Genomic DNA, 21,911 nt, shown 5'->3' on the forward strand with positions numbered 1-21,911 from the left:
CTGCATCGGCGCACAATCTGGCCTTCAAAATACATCCTCGCAATAACCAGCGACTGCACGTCGCCCCATACCGCACGCAACCCGCGCCCCAAATCGGCACGGCCGGCATTTCCTGCCATACACCGGCGCGATTCCCTCAAAAGAATAAAGCGCCGGATAAGCAAATGAGACAAGCGCGACTTTCTTCAATTCCCACAATCGGTTCATCATAATACTTCCAATGAAGGCCGACTTGGTTCACTCAAGGATTTCGATAAGCCTAAGACTGGATTCAGCCATCAATCGTTCCCCTCCCCTTGACGCGGTTTGCGGCAAAGGCTTCTGCTTCGACGGAAACGATGCGGTCTGGGCCGCAGTTGCCTGACTTGCAACCGATCGAAACGGAGACGACGACATTCATGCCGCAAACCGCCGGCTTCGTTTCGGGCAGACGGTCGCGCCGGGGGGCTATCCTCGTCGGGGTGCTGTGGGTCACGATTCTGCTGTCGGCGCTCGCGGTGGCTCTGCGCGTCCACATGAGCAGCATCGCACAGAGCGTTCGCATCACGGAGGACAAGGCGGCCGCCAGCGCCCTCGCCGATGCCGGGCTTGCAGTGGCCGCTGCCCGCATACATGGCGCGCCGATCGAAGGTCCGCAGAGGCTGGGCTACACGCTGGACGAAAGCGTGGAACTGCCGGCAGGACGGGTGGACGTCTCGCTGCGAAACGAGGTTCTGCGCGTGGACTTGAACAGGGCCGAGCCCCCATTGATCGAGGGCGCGTTAATCGCCGCCGGTGCGGCGCCGAACCAGGCCGACCGGCTTGCGCAGAACCTCGTCGAGATGCGTGAGAAGGCGGATGGCTCGCCGTTCGGTGTGTTGCAGACCATCGACGAACTGGTGACGGTGCCCGATATGGCTCCTGCCCTCGCATTGCGGGCCGCCCGGTTCGCCACGGTTTCATCGGGGCTCGAGACCCTCCCCCTCGACGCGGTCGACGACGAGCTGCTGCGCGCGATCCCCGGCCTGCCTCGATCGCTGCTCCAGGCTATCGCCGGCTGGCGGGCGGGGCACGTGCCGCGCGCGCAACTCGACCAGCTTCTTGCAGAGAGCGGGCTGCACACCTCGGAACGTTCGCTCGTCTGGCGGGCATCCGTCAGCGTCAGCCTGACGTCGGGCCATAGCGAGGCCTATGAAGTGTTGATGCTGGTGAGAGAAGGTGATGAGGCAGCATATCGCGTGCTTGACTGGCGCCGCCCCTCGGACGAAGTAAACTGACGGCACAACGCGAAGACGCGACACTTATCGGCAAAGGATGGCGGCACTGATGGACTTGTCGCTGCGCACCGCCTGGCACACGCTGGACGACTGGCTGGAGGGCCCCGCCTCGCTGATGGCGCAGCGCTGGCGCAAAGGGCGGCCGAGCCATGTCGTGCAGGCGCGTATGGAGGAAAGCGGCAAGGCCGTCTTTCTGCGTTCGGGGCGCAAGCGTGGCGCCGGCGAATTGACCATGGCGGCGGGCCAGCACGAGCGCGAGCAAGGGCAGGTCGAAGCCCTGTCGTCGCTCATCAATGGACGCCACGTCGAATTGTCGACCCCTCGTGCCTGGGTCATAGAACGGCGCATCGAACTGCCCCTGGAAGCGGGCGAGCATCTCGACGGCATCGTCGCATCGCGGATCGCGTCGCTCTCTCCCCTGCCGGCGCAGGATACGCTCTATGGTCATCGCGTGGCCGCGCGCGACAAGGCCGCCACGCGTGTCAGCGTCGACATCGCGCTCATTCCCAAGGGTCGCGTGGCCGCAGCGCTCGACATCATCGAAGCCGCTGGCGCACGATCCACCGAGGTGATCGCCCACACATCGCACGGGACGACGATAAGCCTTTATCCGCGGCGGACGGGGCGGCACGGCGCGCTGGGACGCATAAAGCTCGTGCTCGCGGTTGCCTTGATCGCCGCGGTCACGTCCGCCGGCGTGGCTCTCGGAGCCAGAACCGTCTACGGCATGAACAAGGCCGCCCAGCGCACGGAGCTCGAGGCGCGCGCTGCCACGGCGCGGGCCACCATCGGCGAGATCATGGCGCCGCAGGAAGCGGGCACCGCGCCGGAGCAGGCCGCGTTGCAGATAAAGAACGAGGCGGTCAGCGCGCTTGGTGCGCTCGACGACCTTGCCGAGGCGCTTCCCGCACACTCCTTCGCGACAGAGATCACGCTGATGGACGGCCGCCTGCGTCTTGCGGGGCGCACCTACGACCTGCCCGATGTGCTGACCGCGCTGGAATCGTCCGGGCGCTTTGCCGAAAGCGCGCTTGTCGGCCCGGCGGTGCGCGGCGAGGACGAGCGTTCGTCGCTCTTCACGCTGGAGACCCGCCCCCTGATCCGCACGGGAGGCGCGCTGCAATGACCAACGACGACAGCCGCTGGCGGGACAGCCGGATCCTCAGCCTTGCCGTCTACGCCCTCGTGCTGGCCACCGCACTCTTCGTCGTGGTCGATTCCATCGCGGCGATGCGCGAGGAAAGGCGCGAGGTCAGGCTGCTGCGGGAGCGCACTCAGATGCTTGAGGCGCGGGCGACGGCGCTGGTCAACGGCCAGTCCGACCCGCAAGGTCAGGCGGCCGTGCCCGCCGGACGCCTCATCGTCGGCCAGACGGCGGGGCTGGCTTCGGCCGAGTTTCAGCGCGACCTCACCAATCTGGTCGAACAGTCGGGCGCGCTCGTGCGATCGCTGGACATTCGCGAAGGCGAAGCGGTTTCCGGCGTGGCGGCCGGCGACGGCACGGAACTGGTACGGCTGCGCCTCGAGGCGGGCGTCGAGGTGATGGAGCAGACCCTGCCCGACCTGCTCTACGCCATCGAAACCAACCTGCCGCTGCTGATAGTCGATTCGGTCACCGTTCGTCCCAACAGGGCTGCAGGCCCCGGCTTCGACGGCGTCTCAGACCCCACGGCCGATCGGGCGCTCAATCTGCGGCTTGCCGTTTCCGCGTTCTGGATCAGGGACCTCTGATGGCAAGGCGGCTTGCTCCTCTTTTCCTCTGCGGCCTGCTCGCCACCCCCGTGGCCGCGCAGTCTGCGGGCGAGCTTGCTGTTGGCTCGAGGCTTGCCGGCGACTATTCGGCGCTGCGAGAACGCCCGCTTTTTTCGCCCGACAGGCAGCCGCCCACGCGTTTCGCACCGGCGGAAACACCCGTAATCGAGCCCGAAAAGCCCAAGGAGCCCGTCCTGCCTGTCGCAAGCCAGCAGGAGGCGCCTCAGTGGCAGCTCATCGGTGTGGTGCGCTCCGAGCGACTGCGAAGCGCGCTCTTCCGGGTCTATGCCGACAACTCCGTGTTCAGCATGCGAAGCGGCGAAAGCCGCGACGGGTGGACCCTGACCCGAGTGGAACCCTTCGAGGCGGTGCTCGACAGCAGCAATGCGCGCGCCTTCATCCGTTTTTCCGATGGTCAGTGACGAAGGTGTCCTATGCGTCATCGGGAGAAAGGGCTAGGTTTGCGCGACATCCACGCTTGGAGTGTTTCGTGACGCGTTCGGCAATGCCCACCTTGATCGCAGGCTTTCTCGCAGCCCTGTCGGCGACGGCAGATGCCCGCGCCGAAGTGGCGGTGGAGGGCGACCTTCAGCGCCTAACAGTCGTCGCGACGCAGGCCGACCCTTCGGATGTCATCGTCGCCATCGGCAGCCGCTTCTCCATACCATTCGAAAACCTGCAGATGACGGGCGGCATGGTCACCGGCCGGTTCAGTGGCACATTGAGCGAAGTTCTGAGGTCGGTTACGGGCGGCAACGGCTTCGCCATCGCCTATCGCAACGGCCTGCCGGTTCGCGTCACCTTCACGGCGATGAGTGCGGGCTCGACCTACATGTCCGGCGGCGCACCCAGCACCTCCAAACCCCGCACGGAGCTGGTCCTCAAGGAAGGCGCCGCCGCCCAGCCGGCACTGCCAGTTTCAGGCACTGCGGCCCCTGCGGACGATGCGCCACCGCCGGCATACGCGGTCACCTCCGATGAGGGGCTGGAGGATTTGTCTCAGGGCGAGGCGACCAGACAGGCGGTCAGCGAACTCGAAACCCTGCTCCAGGCACTGCGCGAAGATCTCGGAAAATAGCACCGCGCATTACGCGGCCAACCTGCTCAGCATCGCGGCCGTCCAGAATGCGGCTGCCATCACCAGGGCGCCCGCCAATATGACGATCAGCACCGCGTCGTAGCTGCCGCTGGCCGCCCAAAGCCACGCCGCTACCAGCGGTGCGGCCGCCTGCACCATGTGCGATGGCGCGAGCAGCGCGCCGTTGATCGCGCCATAGGCCTCGCGCGACAGCATCTCCGGTACGGCCAGCCCGCGCACGATTGTCATCACGCCGTTGGCCGCGCCGTAGAGCGCGGCGATCCCGCCCATTACGAGCACATCGGGCGGGGCAAGCGCGAAACCAATCACCGCAAGCGGAAAGACGGCGACGATGACAGAGCCCACGCTTCGCACCGACGCCCGCTTGGCGATCACCCAGATGAGCACGCGTCCCGCCACCTGCGATGGCCCGATCACCGCCAGAACCGCGACGACGCCTGCCGCCGAAAGCCCACGCTCCAGCAACAGCGGATAGAGATGGAAGATCAGCGCTGAAAACGCAGCCGCGTAGGCCAGCATGGTAATCATCAGCGCCCAGAACACCGGCTGGCGAAATGCCCACGACACCGCCCTTCGGCCGGCGAGCGGCCGGTCTTCATGGGCTTCGCGCACCGGCACGGGATGGTCCCGCTTCGGGTCGATGAAGAGATAGTTCAGCCCCGCACAGATGACGATATTTATCAGCCCGAGCCAGACCAGCGCGCCGCGCCATCCGTACCATTCGATCAGCAGTTGGATCAGCGGGATGAACACCGTCGAGGCGAAGCCGCCCCACAGGGTGAGCATGGTTATCGCATCTCGCGCGTTGCCTGCCCCCACCCGTCGCGCCACCACGGCGAAGGCGGCCTCGTACAGGGTCGCTGCCTGCAGGCAGCCGATGGCTGCAAAGACGATGTAGAACAGCACGATGTCGTCGAGTTGCGACCACGCGATGAGCAGCAGCCCGGCGGCGACGGAGGCGAGGCTCATCACGTACCGTCCCAGCCCGCGGTCTATCGCAGCCCCCACCGGGTAGGAAGCGAAGCCGGCCAGCGCCAGCCCAAGCGTCGCAGCACCGTAGATTTCAGGCTTCGACCAACCGAGATCGGTCCGCATCGCCTCCGCGATCAGCGGGAAGCTGTAGAACAGCGAACCGAAAGCGCAGATCTGCACCACGCCCAGCGCAGAGATCATCCATCCGTTGCGCGGCGCTGGCTGCCGGAGGTCCGCTTCTTTCGTGGTGTCTGTCATGCGGCGCTCCGACAGGAGGACGACTCAGGGCTCGATCCTTTTCTACCGGCTCGTATCGCTTTTGGGCCATGGGCCTTTGCCGGGTTCATTCTTGGGGCAGCGTGCGCCCGCGGTCCCGCCATTTCATGTTCCACAGCCTCTTGATGCACGCTGAAAGTTCATCTTGCGTGACCATTAATCATACGTATGATGATTGGATGAGCACCTTGCGCACCCGTCATCAGGAAGCGGTGGACCAGATTGCCAACTGGATAGTCGGCGGCCGTTTCTCCGCAGGTACAGTGCTGCCCCGCGAGGAGGACATCGGCGGTGAACTGCGCGTCAGCCGCACGGTGGTGCGCGAGGCGATGCGCACGCTGGTTGCCAAGGGCATGGTCGAGGTCAGGCGTCGCCACGGCACACGCGTGACACCGATCGATTCATGGAGCCTGTTCGACCCGCAGGTGGTGGACTGGCGCATGACGCGCGGCCTCACGCGCGAGTTCATCGAGGATCTCATCCGTTTTCGCCTTGGCATCGAGCCCTATGCGGCTGGACTGGCGGCTGCCAATCCCGATTTTCCAGTGCATCGGCTGAACGACGCTTTCGCCCGCATGAGCACGGCGGTCGATGGCATCGGCAGTTACCACGAGGCCGACCTCGATTTTCACGAGACGATCATTCTTGGCGCGAACAACCAGTTCCTGCGCCAGCTGGTGCCGTTGATGACCAACACGCTGCGCGCGTCGTTCAGTCTCTCTGTCATCAGTTTGGAGACGGCGCGCGGTTCGCTGCCCATGCATCGCGCGGTTGCCGACGCCATCATCGTCGGGGATTCCGAGGGCGCGCGACGGGCGTTGACGACGCTCATCGAGGAGGCGCGCAAGGACATCATCGGCGTTCTGCCGAACATCGTCAGGGAGGAGAGAGCACATGCAGAACGGGATCGCGTGGCTGATCCGGGGGATTGAAATCCTCATGGTCTTCCTGCTTGGCGGGATGGCCGTGATGGTCTTCACCAACGTGGTGCTTCGCTACGGCTTCAACACGGGAATCACCTTCTCCGAGGAAGCCGCACGCTATTTCTTCGTCTGGCTCACCTTTATCGGAGCGGTCATCGCGTTCCGCGAAAACGCACATCTCGGCGTCGAGAGCTTCGTTCGCCTGTTCGGCCGCAGCGGCCGCCTGGTGCTGATGCTCGCCACAAACCTCGTCATCATCCTGTGCATGGCGGTGCTGTTCTGGGGCACTTGGAAGCAGGCCCCCATCAACGCCTCGATGAAGGCGGCGGTCACCGGCATGCCGATGATCTGGATTTTCGGCATCACCTTCTTCACCTCCGTCGGCATCGGCCTCATCGCCCTCCTGCGCATCGTCCGCATTGTTACCGGCCAGGTCACCGAGGAGGAGATCGCCACCTTCGCCGGCGAGTTCGATGAAACCGCTCACGTGGGGCGCGCAGAATGACCATCCTCGTCTTCCTCGCCTCCCTTCTCGGGGCCATGGCCATCGGCGTGCCGGTCGCGTTTGCGCTGATGTTCTGCGGCATCGTGCTGATGACCTATATGGGCATCTTCAACACCCAGATCGTCGCCCAGAACATGATCGAGGGTGCCAACACCTTCACCCTGCTGGCCATCCCCTTCTTCATGCTCGCCGGAGAGCTGATGAACAGGGGCGGCCTGTCCAAGCGCATCATCGACTTCGCCATCTCGTTCGTCGGCCATCGCAAGGGCGGGCTGGGCGTCGTCGCCATCGTCGCGGCCGTCATCATGGCCTCGCTGTCGGGGTCTGCTGCCGCCGATACGGCCGCACTGGCGGCGATCCTCATCCCGATGATGCGCCGGGCCGGCTACAACGTGCCTCGTTCCGCCGGCCTCATTGCGGGCGGCGGCATCATCGCGCCTGTCATTCCGCCCTCCATCGCCTTCATCATCTTCGGCGTGGCGGCCAACGTGTCGATCACGCAGCTTTTCCTCGCCGGCATATTCCCCGGCCTGCTGATGGCCGTGGGTCTTTTCATCGCCTGGCAGATCGTGGCCCGCAAGGACGATGTCGCCACGCTGCCACGGCAGAGCTGGGCCGAACGCGGGCGTGCAACCGTTCGCGCGGGATGGGCGCTTCTCATGCCCGTCATTATCCTGGGCGGCATCCGCTTCGGCATCTTCACGCCGACGGAAGCGGCCGTCATCGCGGCTGTCTACGCTTTGTTCGTAGGCATGTTCATCTACCGCGAGCTCAAGATTTCCGATCTGTACGGCGTCCTGCTCAGCGCCGCCAAGACGACCTCGGTGGTGCTTTTCCTCGTCGCGGCCGCGCTCGTGTCCGCCTGGCTTATCACCAGCGCGAACATCCCGGCCGAGATCGGCGGCATGATCCAGCCGCTCATCGACAGGCCCATCCTGCTGATGCTGGTCATCATGCTTCTGGTGCTGGTGGTCGGCACCGCGCTCGACCTCGCGCCCACCATCCTGATTCTGACACCGGTTCTCATGCCCATCATCAAGCAGGCCGGCATCGACCCGATCTATTTCGGCGTACTGTTCGTGATGAACACCTGCATCGGGCTCATAACGCCGCCGGTGGGCATCGTCCTCAACGTGGTCAGCGGCGTCGCGCGCGTTCCGCTCGGCAAGGTTATCGGCGGCGTCGCGCCGTTCTTCCTGGCCCATGCGGCAGTCCTGCTGCTGCTGATCCTGTTCCCCCAACTCGTGCTCGTCCCGCTGCAATGGCTGAGAGGTTAGCCTACGGACGTGCGAGGCATGCAAAGAACCCAAACCGGAGGAGACTGAAATGAAACACGCAATCACCGCAGCACTCGGCGCCATGCTCGCCCTCAGCGTCGCAATGCCCGCATCCGCCCAGTTCACGGACCGCAACCTGCGCATTTCCAACGGCGTCAACGCGGACCATCCGGCCGGCAACGGCGTATCGGCGATGGAAGCGTGCCTGACGGAGAAGTCGGGCGGCGCGACCAAGATCACCGCCTTCTGGGGTGGCGCGCTCGGCGGCGACCTTCAGGCGACGCAGGCGCTTCGTTCCGGCACGCAGGAAATGGTCGTCACCTCGTCGTCGCCGCTGGTCGGCATCCTGCCGGCGCTGGGCGTGTTCGACCTGCCGTTCCTGTTCGCCAACGAAGAGGAAGCCGACGCGGTGCTCGACGGCGAGTTCGGCGACTACATCGCCGAGATGCTGCCGGAAGTGGGCCTCATCAACCTCGCCTACTGGGAGAACGGCTTCCGCAACCTCACCAACTCGCGCAACCCGGTCGAGAAGTGGGAGGACCTCGAAGGCATGAAGGTTCGCGTCATGCAAAACAACATCTTCCTCGACACCTTCCAGAACATGGGTGCGAACGCCACGCCGATGGCCTTCGGCGAGGTGTTCTCGGCGCTCGAGACCAAGGCAATCGACGCTCAGGAAAATCCGTTCGTCACCATCGACACGTCGAAGTTCTACGAAGTGCAGGAGTACCTGTCGGTCACCCGTCACGCCTACACGCCGTTCCTCGTACTGTTCTCCAAGCCCATCTGGGACACGCTGTCGGCCGAAGAGCAGGCCGCGCTTCAGGAATGCGCCATTGTCGGGCGTGACGCCCAGCGTGCGGCAAGCCGCGAGCTTTCCGAGAAGTCGCTGGCTGCGGTGACCGAGGCAGGAATGCAGGTCAACGAACTGAGCGCGGAAGAGCAGGCCCGCATGGTCGAGAAGGCGCAGGTCGTCTACGAGAAGCACGCGGCCGATATCGGCCCGGAAGTGGTCGAGCGCGTCCAGGCCGCCCTGGCTGAAATTCGCGGCAACTGACATCCATCGGCGCGGGCGGCCTCTCCGCCGCCCGCGCCTCCCAACTTCTGACCCGACTGCATTCCCGAACATCGCCCGCAGGCACAGCATGAAGATCACGTCGCTCGAAACGATACGCCTCGGCGAGTTCGCCAATCTCGTCTGGGTGCGGCTGCACACGGACGAAGGCATCACCGGTCTTGGCGAAACCTTCATGGGCGCGGCGGCCGTCGAGGCGTATCTGCATGAGACGGTCGCGCCGAAGCTCATCGGACGCGACCCGATGCACATCGAGGCGATCAACCGCGATCTTCTCGGCTACCTGGGATGGCGCGGCGCGGGCGTCGAGACGCGCGGCAATTCCGCTGTCGACATCGCGCTGTGGGACATCTTCGGCAAGGCGCTGGGTGTGCCAGTCTCCATCGCGCTGGGCGGGCGCAGCCGCGAAAGCGTGCGCACCTACAACACCTGCGCGGGCTACAAATATGTGCGCGATGCCCGCGCGCAGGCGGTCGCCAACTGGGGCGTCGGCGAGGCTGAAGGCCCCTACGAAGACCTCGACGGCTTCCTCCACCGTGCAGACGAGCTGGCACATTCCCTGCTGGAGCAGGGCATCAGCGGCATGAAGATCTGGCCGTTCGACATCGCCGCCGAGCGCACCGACGGTCTCGACATTTCGGCTGATGAGCTGCGCAAGGCGCTGGAGCCGTTCGAGAAGATACGCAACGCGGTCGGCGACCGCATGGACATCATGGTCGAGTTCCACTCGCTGTGGAAACTGCCGGCCGCGCAGCGCATCGCCCGCGCACTGGCCGACTACGACACCTACTGGCACGAAGATCCCGTGCGCATGGATTCGCTGGAGACGTTGAGGGCCTATGCGCCGCATTCGCGTGCCATGATCTGCGCGTCCGAAACGCTCGCCTATCCGCACGCCTTCCGCGATTATCTGGCGACAGGCGTGGCAGGCGTGGCGATGCTCGACCTGTCGTGGTGCGGCGGTCTTTCGGAAGCGCGCAAGATCGCCGGCATGGCGGAGGCCCACCAGATACCCGTGGCTCCGCACGACTGCACCGGCCCGGTCGTCTTCATGGCCTCGTGCCAGTTTTCGCTGCACGCGCGCAACACGCTGATCCAGGAATCGGTGCGCGCCTTCTACACCGGGTGGTACAAGGAGCTGGTCACCGCCCTGCCCGACGTGTCGAACGGCGAGATACGCCTCACCGACGCGCCTGGCCTTGGCATCGAACTGCTGCCCGACATCGACAGGCGTGCCGACGCTATCGTGCGGACAAGCAACGGGAAGTAGCAGGCGATGACGACCATTCTGACCGCCGCACAGCCCGGCACGACCTCGGCGGCCCGCCTCGGCATCATCGTCATGCTCATCGGCATCATGCTGTTCGCGCTTAACGACGTGATGGGCAAGTGGCTGGTCGCGACCTACTCGGTCGGGCAGGTGCTGCTGATCCGCAGCGCCGCAGCCCTTCTCATCCTCGCGCCCTTCATCTGGCGAAGCGGCCTCCGGCCGCTGTTCTCGGTCGAGCGCCCCGGCATGCAGTTCCTGCGCGTGGTGATGTCGTCGGCGGAAGTCTACTGCTTCTACTTCGCCGTCATCACCCTGCCGCTTGCTGATGTGATGACCTACTGGCTGGCCGCGCCGATCTATGTGGCGGCCCTTTCGCCTTTCCTGCTTGGCGAACAGGTCGGCTGGAAGCGCTGGACTGCGATCTTCATCGGCTTTGCCGGCGTTGTCGTCGCGCTCGAACCCTCGGCCGCCACGCTCACCGCGCCGGCCCTCATCTCCATCGTCGGCTCGTTCTGCTTCGCGTTCATGATGCTGTCCGGGCGCGCGCTTCGCGGCACACCGGATACGACGCTGGTGTTCTGGCAACTCGTCGGGGCCGGCGTGCTCGGCCTCGCAACGGCGCCAATGGGCTGGGTCACGCCGTCGGGCTTCGATTTCGTGCTGCTCGGCCTCTTGGGCGTGGTGGCGATGGTGGCGCATATGTGCGTCAACCGCGCACTCAAGCTCGCCGATGCCGCGACCGTCGCACCCTTCCAGTACACGCTTTTGTTCTGGGCAGTCGTTTTCGGCTGGCTGGTCTTTGGCGACATCCCGCGCACGGCGATGCTCGCCGGCGCGGCGATCATCGTCTCGGCCGGGCTGTTTATCTTCATGCGAGAGCAGAAGGCCAAGGCGCGTCAGTAGGTGGCGCGCCCGCCCGAAACGTCGAAGACGGAGGCGGTCGAGAACGAGCATTCCTCGGACGCCAGCCAGCACACCAGAGCAGCCACTTCTTCCACCAGCCCGAAACGGCCGATCGGAATCTTCGACAGCATGAAGGCGATGTGCTCCTCCGTCATCTGGTCGAAAATCTCGGTCTTCACAGCAGCCGGCGTTACGGCGTTGACGCGTATCCCGGTCTTCGCCAGTTCCTTGCCCAGCGACTTGGTAAGTCCGATCACGGCGGCCTTCGAGGCGGAGTAGGCCGACGCCAGCGGGTTGCCTTCCTTGCCGGCCACCGAGGCGATGTTGACGATGCGCCCGTAGTCGGCACCGCGCATCAAGGGCACCACCGCCTTGCAGGCCAGGAACGTGCCGGTCAGATTGACCTCCATCACCTGCCGCCAGGCATCCACCGGATAGTCCTCCATAAGGACGTTCGGCCCGGTGATGCCCGCGCTGTTCACCAGTATGTCGATCCGCCCGAAGCTCTCGAACGCTGCCTGCATCGCCCGGTTGATCGAGTTTTCGTCGGACACGTCGCCAGCCAGCCCGAATGCCTTGCCGCCGATGCGGTCGGCTGCCGCTTCCGCCCGCACCACGTCGAGATCGAGCAGGAATGCCGTGCCCCCCTCGCGCACGATCCGCGCCCCGATCTCGAGGCCTATCCCGCCCGCACCGCCGGTAATGGCCGCCACGCGATCCTTGAATCGTTCGCTCATCCAGTTGTCCCCGGTTGTCGTTCTGCTCACATGTCCAGTCGATAGGTGCTCATCGCGTTGTCGCGCCAGAAGGATAGCCGCTGCTGCGGGCTGGCGTGACGCAGCAGATCGTCCAGCGTTTCGATCCAGCGCATCGGCTCTATCGCCAGCAGCATCACCGGCCAATCGCCGCCATACATGGTCCGCTCGAACCCGAACTCGGAGAACGCCACCTCGATGAAAGGCTTCAGCTCGTCCGCCGTCCAGTCCGCCCGCGCCTCGGTCGCAACACCGGATATCTTGCACGCCACGTTTGGAAACTGCGCCAGCTCGCGCATCTGCGCGGCCCATGGCTGCAACAGTCCGTCGCGGATGCCCGGCTTGCCGATGTGATCGAGGATCATCGGAACCTCCGGCAACGCCTCCACGAAGCGCAGGATGTTCGCCATGTGCCGATGCTTGATGCAGATGTCGAAGGAAAGGCCGAAATCCGCAAGCGCGCGCACGCCCTCGATGAAATGCGGCCGCAGGCAGAACGCGGGGTCTTCGTCCTGCAGCAGGCGGCGCACGCCGCGCACCAGCGGCCGCTTTTTCAAAGCGGCCAGTTCGGCTTCCACCGCCCTGCCCTTTTCAAGCGGCGCAAAGGCGACGATCGCCTTGATGCGCGGCTCTTGGTCTGCCTGCGCGGCGACCCAGTCCACCTCGTCGAGATAGGCGGAAGCTTCCGCGTCGCATTGCACGAACACCATCGCCTCGACATCCACGCCCGAAAACGCGGCCGCGTGGTCGCCCGGCAGATATGGGCGGTCGAGCAGGTCGTTGCCCTCGATCCACGGATAGCGGATCAGCCGCGGATCCCAGATATGCAGATGCGTGTCGATGATGGCGGTGTCGGGCACCTTGTCCTCCCTGTGCCGCGAAGGGCTGCTTCGCAGGTATCAGGCTCGGACAATAACGTCATTCCCCGGCGTCTCAAATTCGGACGCGGGCCCTACCCCCAGACCGCACCCTCCAGCGCGTCAATGGGTATCTTCAGGTATCGTCGGCCATTGTCTTCCGGTTCCGGAAGCCGACCGCCCCTGATGTTCACCTGCAGCGCATGCAGGATCAGCTTCGGCATCGGCAGCGTTGCGTCGCGCGCCTCGCGCACGGCGACGAACTCCGCCTGGGTCCGGCAGTTCGCCATATGCGAATTGGTTGTCTTCTGTTCGGCGACGCTCGCCTCCCACAACGGCTCGCGCCCGCCCGGCTGGTAGTCGTGCCCGGTGAAAAGCCGCATCTCGTCGGGCAGCGCCAGGATTTGCTGTATCGAGTTCCACAGCCGCGCCGCGCTGCCGCCGGGAAAGTCGCAGCGTGCCGTGCCGCTGTCCGGCATGAACATCGTGTCGTGGATAAACGCGGCATCACCCACGACATAGGTGATGGAAGCCAGCGTATGACCCGGCGAAAACAGCACCCGCCCTTCCAGCTCGCCGATGGCGAAAATGTCGCCTTCCGCAAACAGCCTGTCCCACTGGGAGCCGTCGGCGGCAAAGTCGGGCCAGTTGTAGATGTCCTTCCACAGCTTCTGCACCTCCACCACATGGTCGCCGATGGCCGTGGGCGCGCCGGTCTTTCCCTTGAGATACTGGGCGGCGGAGAAATGGTCGGCATGCGGGTGCGTGTCGAGTATCCATTCCACGCTCAGCCCGCGCGCGGCGATGAAGTCGAGGATGCGATCGGCGTTTTCCGTCTTCACCGAACCAGACTTTTCGTCGAAATCGAGAATGGGGTCTACGATCGCGCACTTCTTCGTCGCCGGGTCGGCAACGACATATTGTATCGAGAACGTCCGCTTGTCGTAGAACGCAGAAACATCGGGGCGCAGTGTTTTGCGCATGCTCGTCTCCATGGAATATTTTTCTCTGCATACGGCCGTTTTTAGCATTTGAATAGTGCCTCGATAGGCTTGCGCTCGCTGCTTTTCTCCGCTGTCCTTGGGCCGCATTTGCCGGGAGGATCGACAAGGATGCTGCGCGACATACACCCGCTGCTGGGCCCCAATCTCCTGTTTGCGCTGGCCACCATGGGCCACGGCGACGAGATCGCCATCGTGGACGCCAACTTTCCCGCCGCAACGCTCGGCCCCGAGGTCGTTCGTGCCGACGGCATGGCGGCTTTGCCGCTGCTGGAAGCCGTGCTGACCCACATGCCGCTCGACACGTTCGACCCCGCCGCCGCGTGGCGCATGGAGATGGTGGATACGCCGCAGATCGTCCCTCCCATATGCCTTGCCTTTCAGGAAGTCGTGGACAGGCTGGCAGGCCCGTTCTCGATCGAGCCGCTGGAGCGCTTCGCATTCTACGAGCGCGCAGCGAAGGCAGCCTTCATCGTCGCAACCGGAGAGCAGGCGCTCTACGCCAACATCATCCTCAAGAAGGGCGTGGTGACGCCCGACGAAGCCGCGCGCTTCGCCCGAAACTGAAATCGCGCAGATTTTTTTTGGCCTGTCCGCCAATAGCGGGAAGGCACGATCCGTTCGCGCAACGGCGCTTGCCGGCAACAAAAGAAAAGCCTGCACTCCGCGCCAGGAAACGAACCTCAACTTTCCCGTGCCGCGCACCTTTTCGGCTTGAAAGCGGGGCGCCTGCGTCCACTTTCCCCCTGTAGACAAGCGGCTTTGCTTTACATTAGCTGGCTGCGAGCTTGGGTTGGCGAGGAGACGAAAATGGCCGAAGCGAACAGGCTGAGCCTTCACGTGCCGGAGCCCGAGGTGCGCCCCGGCGACACGCCCGACTTTTCCAGGGTCGTGATTCCCAAGGCTGGCTCTGTCGAGCGCCCGCCGGTCGATGTCGACCCGCGCGAAATCCGCGATCTCGCCTATTCCATCATCCGCGTGCTGAACCGCGACGGCGAGGCTGTCGGTCCCTGGGCGGGCACCCTCACCGATGACGAGGTTATGGAAGGTCTGCGCCACATGATGACGCTGCGTGCCTTCGACGCGCGCATGCAGACCGCGCAGCGGCAGGGCAAGACCTCGTTCTACATGCAGCATATGGGCGAGGAGGCGGTCAGTTGCGCCTTCCGCAAGGCGCTCGAGCCGGGCGACATGAACTTCCCGACCTATCGACAGGCCGGCCTGCTGATCGCGGGCGGCTATCCGATGGTCGAGATGATGAACCAGATCTATTCCAACGAGGCCGACCCGCTGAAGGGCCGCCAGCTCCCGATCATGTATTCGTCCAAGGAGCATGGCTTCTTCTCGATCTCGGGCAATCTCGGCACACAGTTCATCCAGGCGGTCGGCTGGGCGATGGCGTCCGCCATCAAGAACGACACGAAGATCGCGGCCGGCTGGATCGGAGACGGCTCGACGGCGGAGAGCGACTTTCACGCCGCCCTCGTCTTCGCCTCCACCTACCGCGCGCCCGTGGTGCTCAACATCGTCAACAACCAGTGGGCGATCTCGACCTTTCAGGGCATCGCCCGCGGCGGCTCGGGCACGTTTGCGGCGAGAGGCCACGGCTTCGGCATCCCCGCGCTGCGGGTCGACGGAAACGACTATCTGGCCGTCCACGCTGTCGCCAAATGGGCGGTCGAACGCGCGCGCAAGAACCTCGGCCCCACGCTGGTCGAATACGTCACCTACCGCGTCGGCGCCCATTCCACCTCCGACGATCCCTCCGCCTACCGCCCCAAGACGGAATCGGACGTCTGGCCGCTGGGCGACCCGGTCATCCGGCTCAAGAACCACCTCATCAAGCGCGGCCTGTGGTCGGACGACCGCCACAAGCAGACCGAGGCCGAAATACTCGACACGGTGATCGCCGCGCAGAAGGAAGCCGAAAAACACGGTACGCTTCACTCCGGCGGCAAGCCTTCCACCCGCGACATGTTCGAAGGCGTCTACGAGACCATGCCGCCGCACCTGCGCCGCCAGCGCCAGAAGGCGGGAGTCTAGCCATGCCGCGCATGACGATGATCGAGGCGATCCGCTCGGCCATGGATGTCTCCATGGAGCGCGACGACAATGTCGTCGTGTTCGGCGAGGATGTCGGCTATTTCGGCGGCGTGTTCCGCTGCACCGCCGGCCTCCAGCAGAAATACGGCAAGACGCGCTGCTTCGACGCGCCGATCTCGGAGCTGGGCATCGTGGGCGCCGCCATCGGCATGGCGTCCTACGGCCTGCGCCCCTGCGTCGAGGTCCAGTTCGCCGACTACGTCTACCCGGCTTACGACCAGATCGTGTCCGAGGCCGCACGCCTGCGCTACCGCTCCAACGGCCAGTTCACCTGCCCCATCGTGATCCGCATGCCCACCGGCGGCGGCATCTTCGGTGGACAGACCCACAGCCAGAGCCCGGAAGCCCTTTTCACGCACGTCTCGGGCCTCAAGGTCGTCGTCCCGTCCAACCCGCACGACGCCAAGGGCCTGCTCATCGCGGCCATCGAGGACCCCGACCCGGTCATCTTCCTGGAGCCCAAGCGGCTCTACAACGGCCCGTTCGACGGTCACCACGATCGTCCCGTCACGGCATGGTCCAAGCATCCGCTGGGCGAAGCGCCTGAGGGACACTTCACCGTACCGCTCGGCAAGGCGCATGTGGCGCGCGAAGGGTCTGCCGTCACGGTGCTGGCCTATGGCACGATGGTCTATGTCGCACAGGCCGCCGCCGAGGAGACCGGCATCGACGCCGAGGTGATCGACCTGCGTACCCTGCTGCCGCTCGACCTCGACGCAATAGTGGCGTCCGTCACCAAGACCGGCCGCTGCGTGATCGTGCACGAGGCGACGCTCACCTCCGGCTTCGGCGCGGAGCTTGCCGCGCTGGTGCAGGAGCACTGCTTCTACCATCTCGAAGCGCCCGTAGCCCGCGTCACCGGCTGGGACACGCCCTACCCGCACGCGCAGGAGTGGGACTACTTCCCCGGCCCCAGGCGCGTCGGCGAAGCGCTTCTCGAAGTGATGGAGGCTTGAGACATGGCTGAGCACACCATCAAGATGCCCGACGTGGGCGAAGGCGTGGCCGAGGCCGAACTTGTCGAATGGCACGTCAAGGTCGGCGATCTGGTGCGCGAGGACGCGGTTCTCGCAGCGGTCATGACCGACAAGGCGACGGTCGAAATCCCCTCGCCCGTGGAAGGCAAGGTAAGCTGGTTGGGTGCGGAGATCGGCGAGACCGTCGCCGTCGGCTCCGCCATCGTCAGGATCGAGACCGCCGGCGACGCTACCAGCGCGCCGATGGACGACGGCGAGGGCGAAGCACCGATAGCCGAAGGCATGGCCCCCGAGGGCGAAAAGCTCCCGCCACCGCCCACGCAAAAGTCCGAGGCCGCCGCCCCTTCCAAACCTGTCGCGAAGTCGGAGCCGGCCAAAGCGCCATCGCGGACTGCGACCAACGGCTCCACCGGCGCACCCCGACCGGAAGGCGAAAAGCCGCTGGCATCGCCCGCCGTGCGCCTGCGCGCGAAGGAGGCTGGTATCGACCTTCGGCAGGTGCCCGGCACCGGCCCGGCCGGCCGCATCACCCACGAGGACATCGACCACTTCCTCAGGCAGGGCAGCCAGCCGGTGGCCACCGGCCTGCGCCCCGACACGTCCGTCGAGGAGGTCAAGGTCGTAGGCCTGCGCCGCCGCATCGCCGAAAAGATGGCACTGGCGAAGTCGCGCATCCCGCACATCACCTATGTCGAGGAAATCGACGTCACCGCGCTTGAGGAACTTCGAGCGAAGCTCAATGCCGAGAAGCGTCCCGATCGCGCCAAGCTGACGCTCCTGCCTTTCCTTGTCCGCGCCATGGTCAGGGCGATTGCCGAGCAGCCGCAGTTGAACGCCATCTACGACGATGAGGCGGGCATCATCCATCGGCATGGCGGCGTGCATGTCGGCATCGCCGCGCAGACGCCTTCGGGCCTCGTCGTGCCCGTGCTGCGCCACGCCGAAGCACGCGATCTGTGGGATTGCGCAGCCGAGATCAACCGGCTCGCGGAAGTCTCCAAGGCCGGCACGGCGACCCGCGAGGAACTTTCCGGCTCCACCATCACCATCACCTCGCTCGGCGCGATGGGTGGCGTCGTCACGACGCCGGTCATCAACCATCCCGAGGTCGCCATCGTCGGCGTCAACAAGATGATGATGCGCCCGGTCTGGGACGGTTCGCAGTTCATCCCGCGCAAGATGATGAACCTCTCGTCCTCCTTCGACCACCGCGTCATCGACGGCTGGGACGCCGCCGTCTTCATCCAGCGCATCAAGACGCTGCTGGAAACCCCGGCGCTTATTTTTGTGGGGGATTGATCCATGAAAGAAATCTCCTGCAAGCTCCTCGTCATCGGCTCCGGCCCGGGCGGCTATGTCTGCGCCATTCGCGCCGGGCAACTCGGCGTCGATACGGTCATCGTCGAGGCCGGCAAGCCCGGCGGCACCTGCCTGAACGTCGGCTGCATTCCCTCCAAGGCCATCATCCACGCGGCAGACGAATATCTGCGCGTCACCGAGATGGCCGGCGGCAAGGATCCCATCGGCATCAGCCTGTCCAAGCCCGCCATCGATCTGAAGAAGACCGTCGCATGGAAGGACGGCATCGTCGGCCGTCTCAACACAGGCGTTGCCGGCCTGCTCAAGAAGGCAAAGGTCAAGTCCGTGCAGGGCTGGGCGCGCTTCCGCGACGGCAAGACAGTCGAGGTCGAGACCGAGACGGGCACGCAGGTGATCCGCGCCGAGGCTATCGTCATCGCCACCGGGTCGAAGCCGGTCGAGCTGCCATTCTTGCCCTTCAGCGGTAACGTCATTTCTTCGACCGAGGCGCTTGCGCTCAAGAAGGTTCCCGACACACTGGCCGTCGTGGGCGGCGGCTATATCGGGCTGGAACTGGGCACCGCTTTCGCCAAGATGGGCACGAAGGTCACGGTAGTCGAAGCCCTGCCACGCATCCTGCCCCTTTACGATCAGGAGCTCACCAAGCCCGTTGCGAAGCGCCTGGAAGCGCTGGGCGTAACGGTGCTGACCGGCGCAAGGGCAAAGGGGCTTTCATCGGACGGCAGCGCATTGCTGGTCGAAACCGCCGATGGCGCCGAAGAGAAGATCGCGGCCGACCACGTTCTCGTCACCGTCGGCCGCAAGCCTGCCACCGAAGGCTGGGGCCTGGACGAGATCGACCTCGACAGGACCGGCCCCTTCATCCGCATCGACGACCAGTGCCGCACATCCATGCGCGGGATCTATGCCATCGGCGATGTCACCGGCGAGCCGATGCTGGCCCACCGCGCCATGGCGCAGGGCGAGATGGTCGCCGAGATCGTGGCGGGCAACAAAAGAAGCTGGGACAAGCGCTGCATCCCCGCCGTCTGCTTCACCGACCCCGAAGTGGTGTCTGCCGGCCTGTCACCCGATGAAGCGCGCGCGACGGGCGCCGAGATCAAGATCGGCCAGTTTCCGTTCTCCGCCAACGGTCGCGCCATGACGCTCCAGAACGAGGCCGGCTTCGTGCGCGTGGTCGCGCGGGCCGACAACCATCTCGTGCTGGGCATCCAGGCCGTTGGCGCGGGCGTGTCGGAGCTTTCGGCCGCCTTTTCGCTCGCCATCGAGATGGGCGCGCGCCTGGAAGACATCGCCGGCACGATCCACGCCCACCCGACCCAGAGCGAAGGCTTCCAGGAAGCCGCCCTCAAGGCGCTCGGCCACGCCCTGCACATCTAGGACGCATCTATTTCATCAGCCGCAGCCGCCCCGCCACTTCGCCGATCTGCTCGGCGTCCACATTGGCGAAGGCAATGCGCAGGTGGCGTTCCAGCCCCGTGCCGAAATAGCTGCCGGGGATGGTGACGACGCCGAGGTCGCGCGCCATCGTCTGCGCGACGCTGGCGGCATCGACCCCATCGAACGGGTGGCGCACGAAGGCGAAATAGGCGCCCATAGCCTCCATCTCCCATTCCGGCAGCGAGGCGAACGCCGCCCGCATGGCGTCGGCCCTGCGCTCTATTTCCAGCCGGTTGCCCTCGCGCCATTCCACCAGCGCCGGCAGCCCTCTTGCCACCGCCTGCTGCGGCGCGCGCGGCGCGCAGATTTGAAGGTTGTCCATCACCTTCGCCATTTGCGTCACGGCCTCAGCACCTGCCGTGATCGCGCCCAACCGGTGGCCGGGAATGCAGAACGACTTGGAGAAGCTGTAGAGCTGGATGAGGTTTTCCTCCCAGCCGTCAACGTCGAACAGCCCGTGCGGCCGTCCGCTTCCCGTTGCGATGAAGTCGCGATACGTCTCGTCGAGGATCAGCCACACGCCCCTTTCGCGGCACAGCTCGAAGATTTCGCCCAGCAGCTCCGGCGGATACACCGCGCCCGTCGGGTTGTTGGGAGACACCAGCGCCAGCGCCTTCACCCCATCCAGCGCGGCCGCCACATCGGCAACTCGCGGCACGAAGCCGGCTTCTGCGTGGCACTCGAAATAGCGCGGCGCGACCCCCATCATCTGCAGCGTGGTCTCGTGGTTGAAATAGCACGGGTTTGTCATCAGCACCGCATCGCCCGGTCCTGCAACGGCCATTACGGCAGCGACGAACGCCTGGTTGCAACCGGCCGTCAGGTGAACGTTGGCGGCTCCCAGCCGCGCCCCGTAGAGTTCGCTCACATGCGTCGCATAGGCGGCGCGCAACACGCCGTCTCCCTCGATAGCGCCATAGCCCGCATAGGCGGCGGAGCCGGCCGCATCCGCCAGCCAGCCCAGCAAGTCGGGATGCGGCGGATAGCCGGGCACGGCCTGCGACAGGTCGATCAGCGGCCCGTGCGCGCCGTCATAGGAGCGTGCCCAGCTCTGCACGGCAGGAATGGGAGGCAGGGAAAGCCGCGCGACCAGCGCGTTGAAAGCCGCCTTGGGCATGTCAGAAAGTCCTCGTCATGTGATCTTGGGCGCCCTCGGCGCAGACTTGCGCTTGGCGCGCGCCTCGTCGGAGCTTCGCCTTATCGCGCGTCTGGCCGAAGCCTGCGGTTCGGCGCGTGCGTCGTCTTCGGCCAGTTGCGCGAAAAGCCAGTCGATGAACACCCCGACGATCGGCGCGCCGCGCAATTCGTTGCTGCATGCGACATAGAACGCGTCCGCCGCCGGCACCGCCAGGTTGAACGGCGCGACCAGCTGCCCCTTGGCGAGCAGCCCCGCCGCCGTCATCGTGTCGCCAAGGGCCACGCCGTGGCCGTGCATCGCGGCCTCAATCCCCAGCCTTGCATCCGAGAAATGATGCTGCGGTCCGCGCGACAGGTCGAGCGCGTCGGCCGCCGCAAGCCACTGGTGCCATTCCCGGCCATCGTCGGCATGCAGCATCACGTGGCTGCCCAGGTCGCGGATCGTGCGCAGCGGCCGGTTGTTCATCAGCGTCGGGCTCAGCACCGGAAACAGTTCGAGATGCGACCAGCGCTTGAGCCAGCAATCGGTCCAGTTCCCGTCGCCATAGAGGATCGAGACGTCGATGTCGGGCGAGCGGATCGCCAGCGGATCGTTCGACGCGTCGAATGTCAGCCTGATCTCGGGAAACTGCGCCGTGAAGCTCCCCAGCCGCGGGATGAGCCAGAAGGACAGCAGCGCCGGCACGCACGACACCGAGAGCGCGCCCGAACTGGTCGGCCGCGTCATGCGCGCCGTGGCCGATGCGATGTTCTCGAACGCCGACGACACCGCCGGCAGCAGCTCCGCCCCCTGCGGCGTCAGCTTGAGCCTCTGGCCTATGCGCTCGAAGAGGCGCACGTCCAGCGAAGCCTCCAGTGCCCTGATCTGATGGCTGATGGCGCCGTGCGTCACGTTCAGTTCGCCCGCCGCCCGCGTAAGCGAGCCGTGGCGCGCGGTCGCCTCGAACGCTCGCAGCGGATTGAGAGGAGGTAGGCGCCTTGTCATGCCTGTCACATTCAGGTGTGAGGATTAC

23 protein-coding genes are annotated in these 21,911 nt (G+C 65.3%); 16 read left to right on the forward strand and 7 right to left on the reverse strand.

Features of this window, described 5'->3' with window-relative positions; translation table 11 throughout:
- Positions 1-271: 271 nt before the first annotated feature.
- Positions 272-400, reverse strand: coding sequence for a hypothetical protein (locus FY036_RS24235; RefSeq protein ID WP_268932200.1), 129 nt, complete (start codon positions 398-400; stop codon positions 272-274).
- Between FY036_RS24235 and FY036_RS19475 the strand changes: the two genes are divergently transcribed.
- From FY036_RS19475 to FY036_RS19495, 5 genes are all read left to right on the forward strand, one after another.
- Positions 399-1,256 carry a hypothetical protein gene (locus FY036_RS19475; RefSeq protein WP_148916432.1) on the forward strand — a complete coding sequence of 286 codons (858 nt, stop codon included), beginning with the start codon at positions 399-401 and terminating at the stop codon, positions 1,254-1,256. The genes FY036_RS24235 and FY036_RS19475 overlap by 2 nt on opposite strands.
- A gap of 49 nt (positions 1,257-1,305) precedes the next feature.
- The gene (locus FY036_RS19480) at positions 1,306-2,382 is read left to right on the forward strand and encodes a PilN domain-containing protein (RefSeq protein ID WP_148916433.1); all 1,077 of its coding nucleotides are present in this window, start codon (positions 1,306-1,308) and stop codon (positions 2,380-2,382) included.
- Positions 2,379-2,987: a type II secretion system protein GspM gene (gene gspM, locus FY036_RS19485; RefSeq protein WP_148916434.1), complete on the forward strand. Its 609-nt coding sequence runs from the start codon at positions 2,379-2,381 to the stop codon at positions 2,985-2,987. The genes FY036_RS19480 and gspM overlap by 4 nt, the downstream gene beginning before the upstream one ends.
- The gene (locus tag FY036_RS19490; protein WP_148916435.1) at positions 2,987-3,430 is read left to right on the forward strand and encodes a hypothetical protein; all 444 of its coding nucleotides are present in this window, start codon (positions 2,987-2,989) and stop codon (positions 3,428-3,430) included. Before gspM ends, FY036_RS19490 begins: the two co-directional genes overlap by 1 nt.
- 68 nt (positions 3,431-3,498) lie before the next feature.
- Positions 3,499-4,086, forward strand: coding sequence for a hypothetical protein (locus tag FY036_RS19495; protein WP_148916436.1), 588 nt, complete (start codon positions 3,499-3,501; stop codon positions 4,084-4,086).
- Positions 4,087-4,095: 9 nt separating this feature from the next.
- Here the strand turns inward: FY036_RS19495 and FY036_RS19500 are convergent, their stop codons facing one another.
- A complete protein-coding gene (locus FY036_RS19500) occupies positions 4,096-5,337 on the reverse strand; it encodes an MFS transporter (RefSeq protein WP_201744813.1) in 1,242 nt (413 codons plus the stop codon).
- 125 nt (positions 5,338-5,462) lie between these two features.
- On the opposite strand from FY036_RS19500, the gene FY036_RS19505 reads away from it, so the two are divergent.
- The 6 genes from FY036_RS19505 to FY036_RS19530 all read left to right on the forward strand — a co-directional run bounded on the left by FY036_RS19505 (position 5,463) and on the right by FY036_RS19530 (position 11,308).
- Positions 5,463-6,287 (forward strand): FadR/GntR family transcriptional regulator, encoded by an 825-nt coding sequence (locus FY036_RS19505; protein ID WP_235897723.1) that lies wholly within the window; start codon positions 5,463-5,465, stop codon positions 6,285-6,287.
- Positions 6,250-6,783, forward strand: coding sequence for a TRAP transporter small permease (locus tag FY036_RS19510; protein WP_235897724.1), 534 nt, complete (start codon positions 6,250-6,252; stop codon positions 6,781-6,783). The genes FY036_RS19505 and FY036_RS19510 overlap by 38 nt, the downstream gene beginning before the upstream one ends.
- The gene (locus FY036_RS19515; protein ID WP_148916437.1) at positions 6,780-8,060 is read left to right on the forward strand and encodes a TRAP transporter large permease; all 1,281 of its coding nucleotides are present in this window, start codon (positions 6,780-6,782) and stop codon (positions 8,058-8,060) included. Before FY036_RS19510 ends, FY036_RS19515 begins: the two co-directional genes overlap by 4 nt.
- Before the next feature lie 49 nt (positions 8,061-8,109).
- The gene (locus FY036_RS19520; RefSeq protein ID WP_148916438.1) at positions 8,110-9,117 is read left to right on the forward strand and encodes a TRAP transporter substrate-binding protein; all 1,008 of its coding nucleotides are present in this window, start codon (positions 8,110-8,112) and stop codon (positions 9,115-9,117) included.
- A gap of 88 nt (positions 9,118-9,205) precedes the next feature.
- Positions 9,206-10,405: a mandelate racemase/muconate lactonizing enzyme family protein gene (locus tag FY036_RS19525; RefSeq protein ID WP_148916439.1), complete on the forward strand. Its 1,200-nt coding sequence runs from the start codon at positions 9,206-9,208 to the stop codon at positions 10,403-10,405.
- A gap of 6 nt (positions 10,406-10,411) precedes the next feature.
- Positions 10,412-11,308: a DMT family transporter gene (locus tag FY036_RS19530; protein WP_148916440.1), complete on the forward strand. Its 897-nt coding sequence runs from the start codon at positions 10,412-10,414 to the stop codon at positions 11,306-11,308.
- Here FY036_RS19530 and FY036_RS19535 read toward each other — a convergent pair.
- From FY036_RS19535 to FY036_RS19545, 3 genes are all read right to left on the reverse strand, one after another.
- Positions 11,302-12,045, reverse strand: a complete 744-nt coding sequence (locus FY036_RS19535; protein ID WP_148916441.1) for an SDR family NAD(P)-dependent oxidoreductase — start codon at positions 12,043-12,045, stop codon at positions 11,302-11,304. The two genes, FY036_RS19530 and FY036_RS19535, sit on opposite strands and share 7 nt — an antisense overlap.
- 26 nt (positions 12,046-12,071) lie before the next feature.
- The gene (locus FY036_RS19540; protein ID WP_148916442.1) at positions 12,072-12,923 is read right to left on the reverse strand and encodes an amidohydrolase family protein; all 852 of its coding nucleotides are present in this window, start codon (positions 12,921-12,923) and stop codon (positions 12,072-12,074) included.
- A 92-nt stretch (positions 12,924-13,015) separates the two neighbouring features.
- A complete protein-coding gene (locus FY036_RS19545; protein WP_201744814.1) occupies positions 13,016-13,903 on the reverse strand; it encodes an MBL fold metallo-hydrolase in 888 nt (295 codons plus the stop codon).
- Between the two features lie 129 nt (positions 13,904-14,032).
- Between FY036_RS19545 and FY036_RS19550 the strand changes: the two genes are divergently transcribed.
- The 5 genes from FY036_RS19550 (at position 14,033) to lpdA (ending at position 19,701) form a co-directional block, all read left to right on the forward strand.
- Positions 14,033-14,488: an RbsD/FucU family protein gene (locus FY036_RS19550; protein WP_148916444.1), complete on the forward strand. Its 456-nt coding sequence runs from the start codon at positions 14,033-14,035 to the stop codon at positions 14,486-14,488.
- Positions 14,489-14,731: 243 nt separating this feature from the next.
- Positions 14,732-15,964: a 3-methyl-2-oxobutanoate dehydrogenase (2-methylpropanoyl-transferring) subunit alpha gene (locus FY036_RS19555; protein ID WP_148916445.1), complete on the forward strand. Its 1,233-nt coding sequence runs from the start codon at positions 14,732-14,734 to the stop codon at positions 15,962-15,964.
- 2 nt (positions 15,965-15,966) lie between these two features.
- Positions 15,967-16,980 carry an alpha-ketoacid dehydrogenase subunit beta gene (locus FY036_RS19560; RefSeq protein ID WP_148916446.1) on the forward strand — a complete coding sequence of 338 codons (1,014 nt, stop codon included), beginning with the start codon at positions 15,967-15,969 and terminating at the stop codon, positions 16,978-16,980.
- Positions 16,981-16,983: 3 nt separating this feature from the next.
- Positions 16,984-18,300, forward strand: coding sequence for a dihydrolipoamide acetyltransferase family protein (locus FY036_RS19565; RefSeq protein WP_148916447.1), 1,317 nt, complete (start codon positions 16,984-16,986; stop codon positions 18,298-18,300).
- A gap of 3 nt (positions 18,301-18,303) precedes the next feature.
- Entirely contained in the window at positions 18,304-19,701 is a 1,398-nt protein-coding gene (gene lpdA / locus FY036_RS19570; RefSeq protein WP_148916448.1) for a dihydrolipoyl dehydrogenase, read from the forward strand.
- Between the two features lie 7 nt (positions 19,702-19,708).
- Here lpdA and FY036_RS19575 read toward each other — a convergent pair whose 3' ends face one another.
- The gene (locus FY036_RS19575; protein ID WP_148916449.1) at positions 19,709-20,878 is read right to left on the reverse strand and encodes an aminotransferase; all 1,170 of its coding nucleotides are present in this window, start codon (positions 20,876-20,878) and stop codon (positions 19,709-19,711) included.
- Between the two features lie 15 nt (positions 20,879-20,893).
- Positions 20,894-21,883, reverse strand: coding sequence for a transcriptional regulator GcvA (gene gcvA / locus FY036_RS19580; protein WP_148916450.1), 990 nt, complete (start codon positions 21,881-21,883; stop codon positions 20,894-20,896).
- Positions 21,884-21,911 lie beyond the last annotated feature (28 nt).

It is taken from the genome of Neoaquamicrobium microcysteis, assembly GCF_008180155.1.
GTDB classification, from domain to species: Bacteria; Pseudomonadota; Alphaproteobacteria; order Rhizobiales; family Rhizobiaceae; genus Aerobium; species Aerobium microcysteis.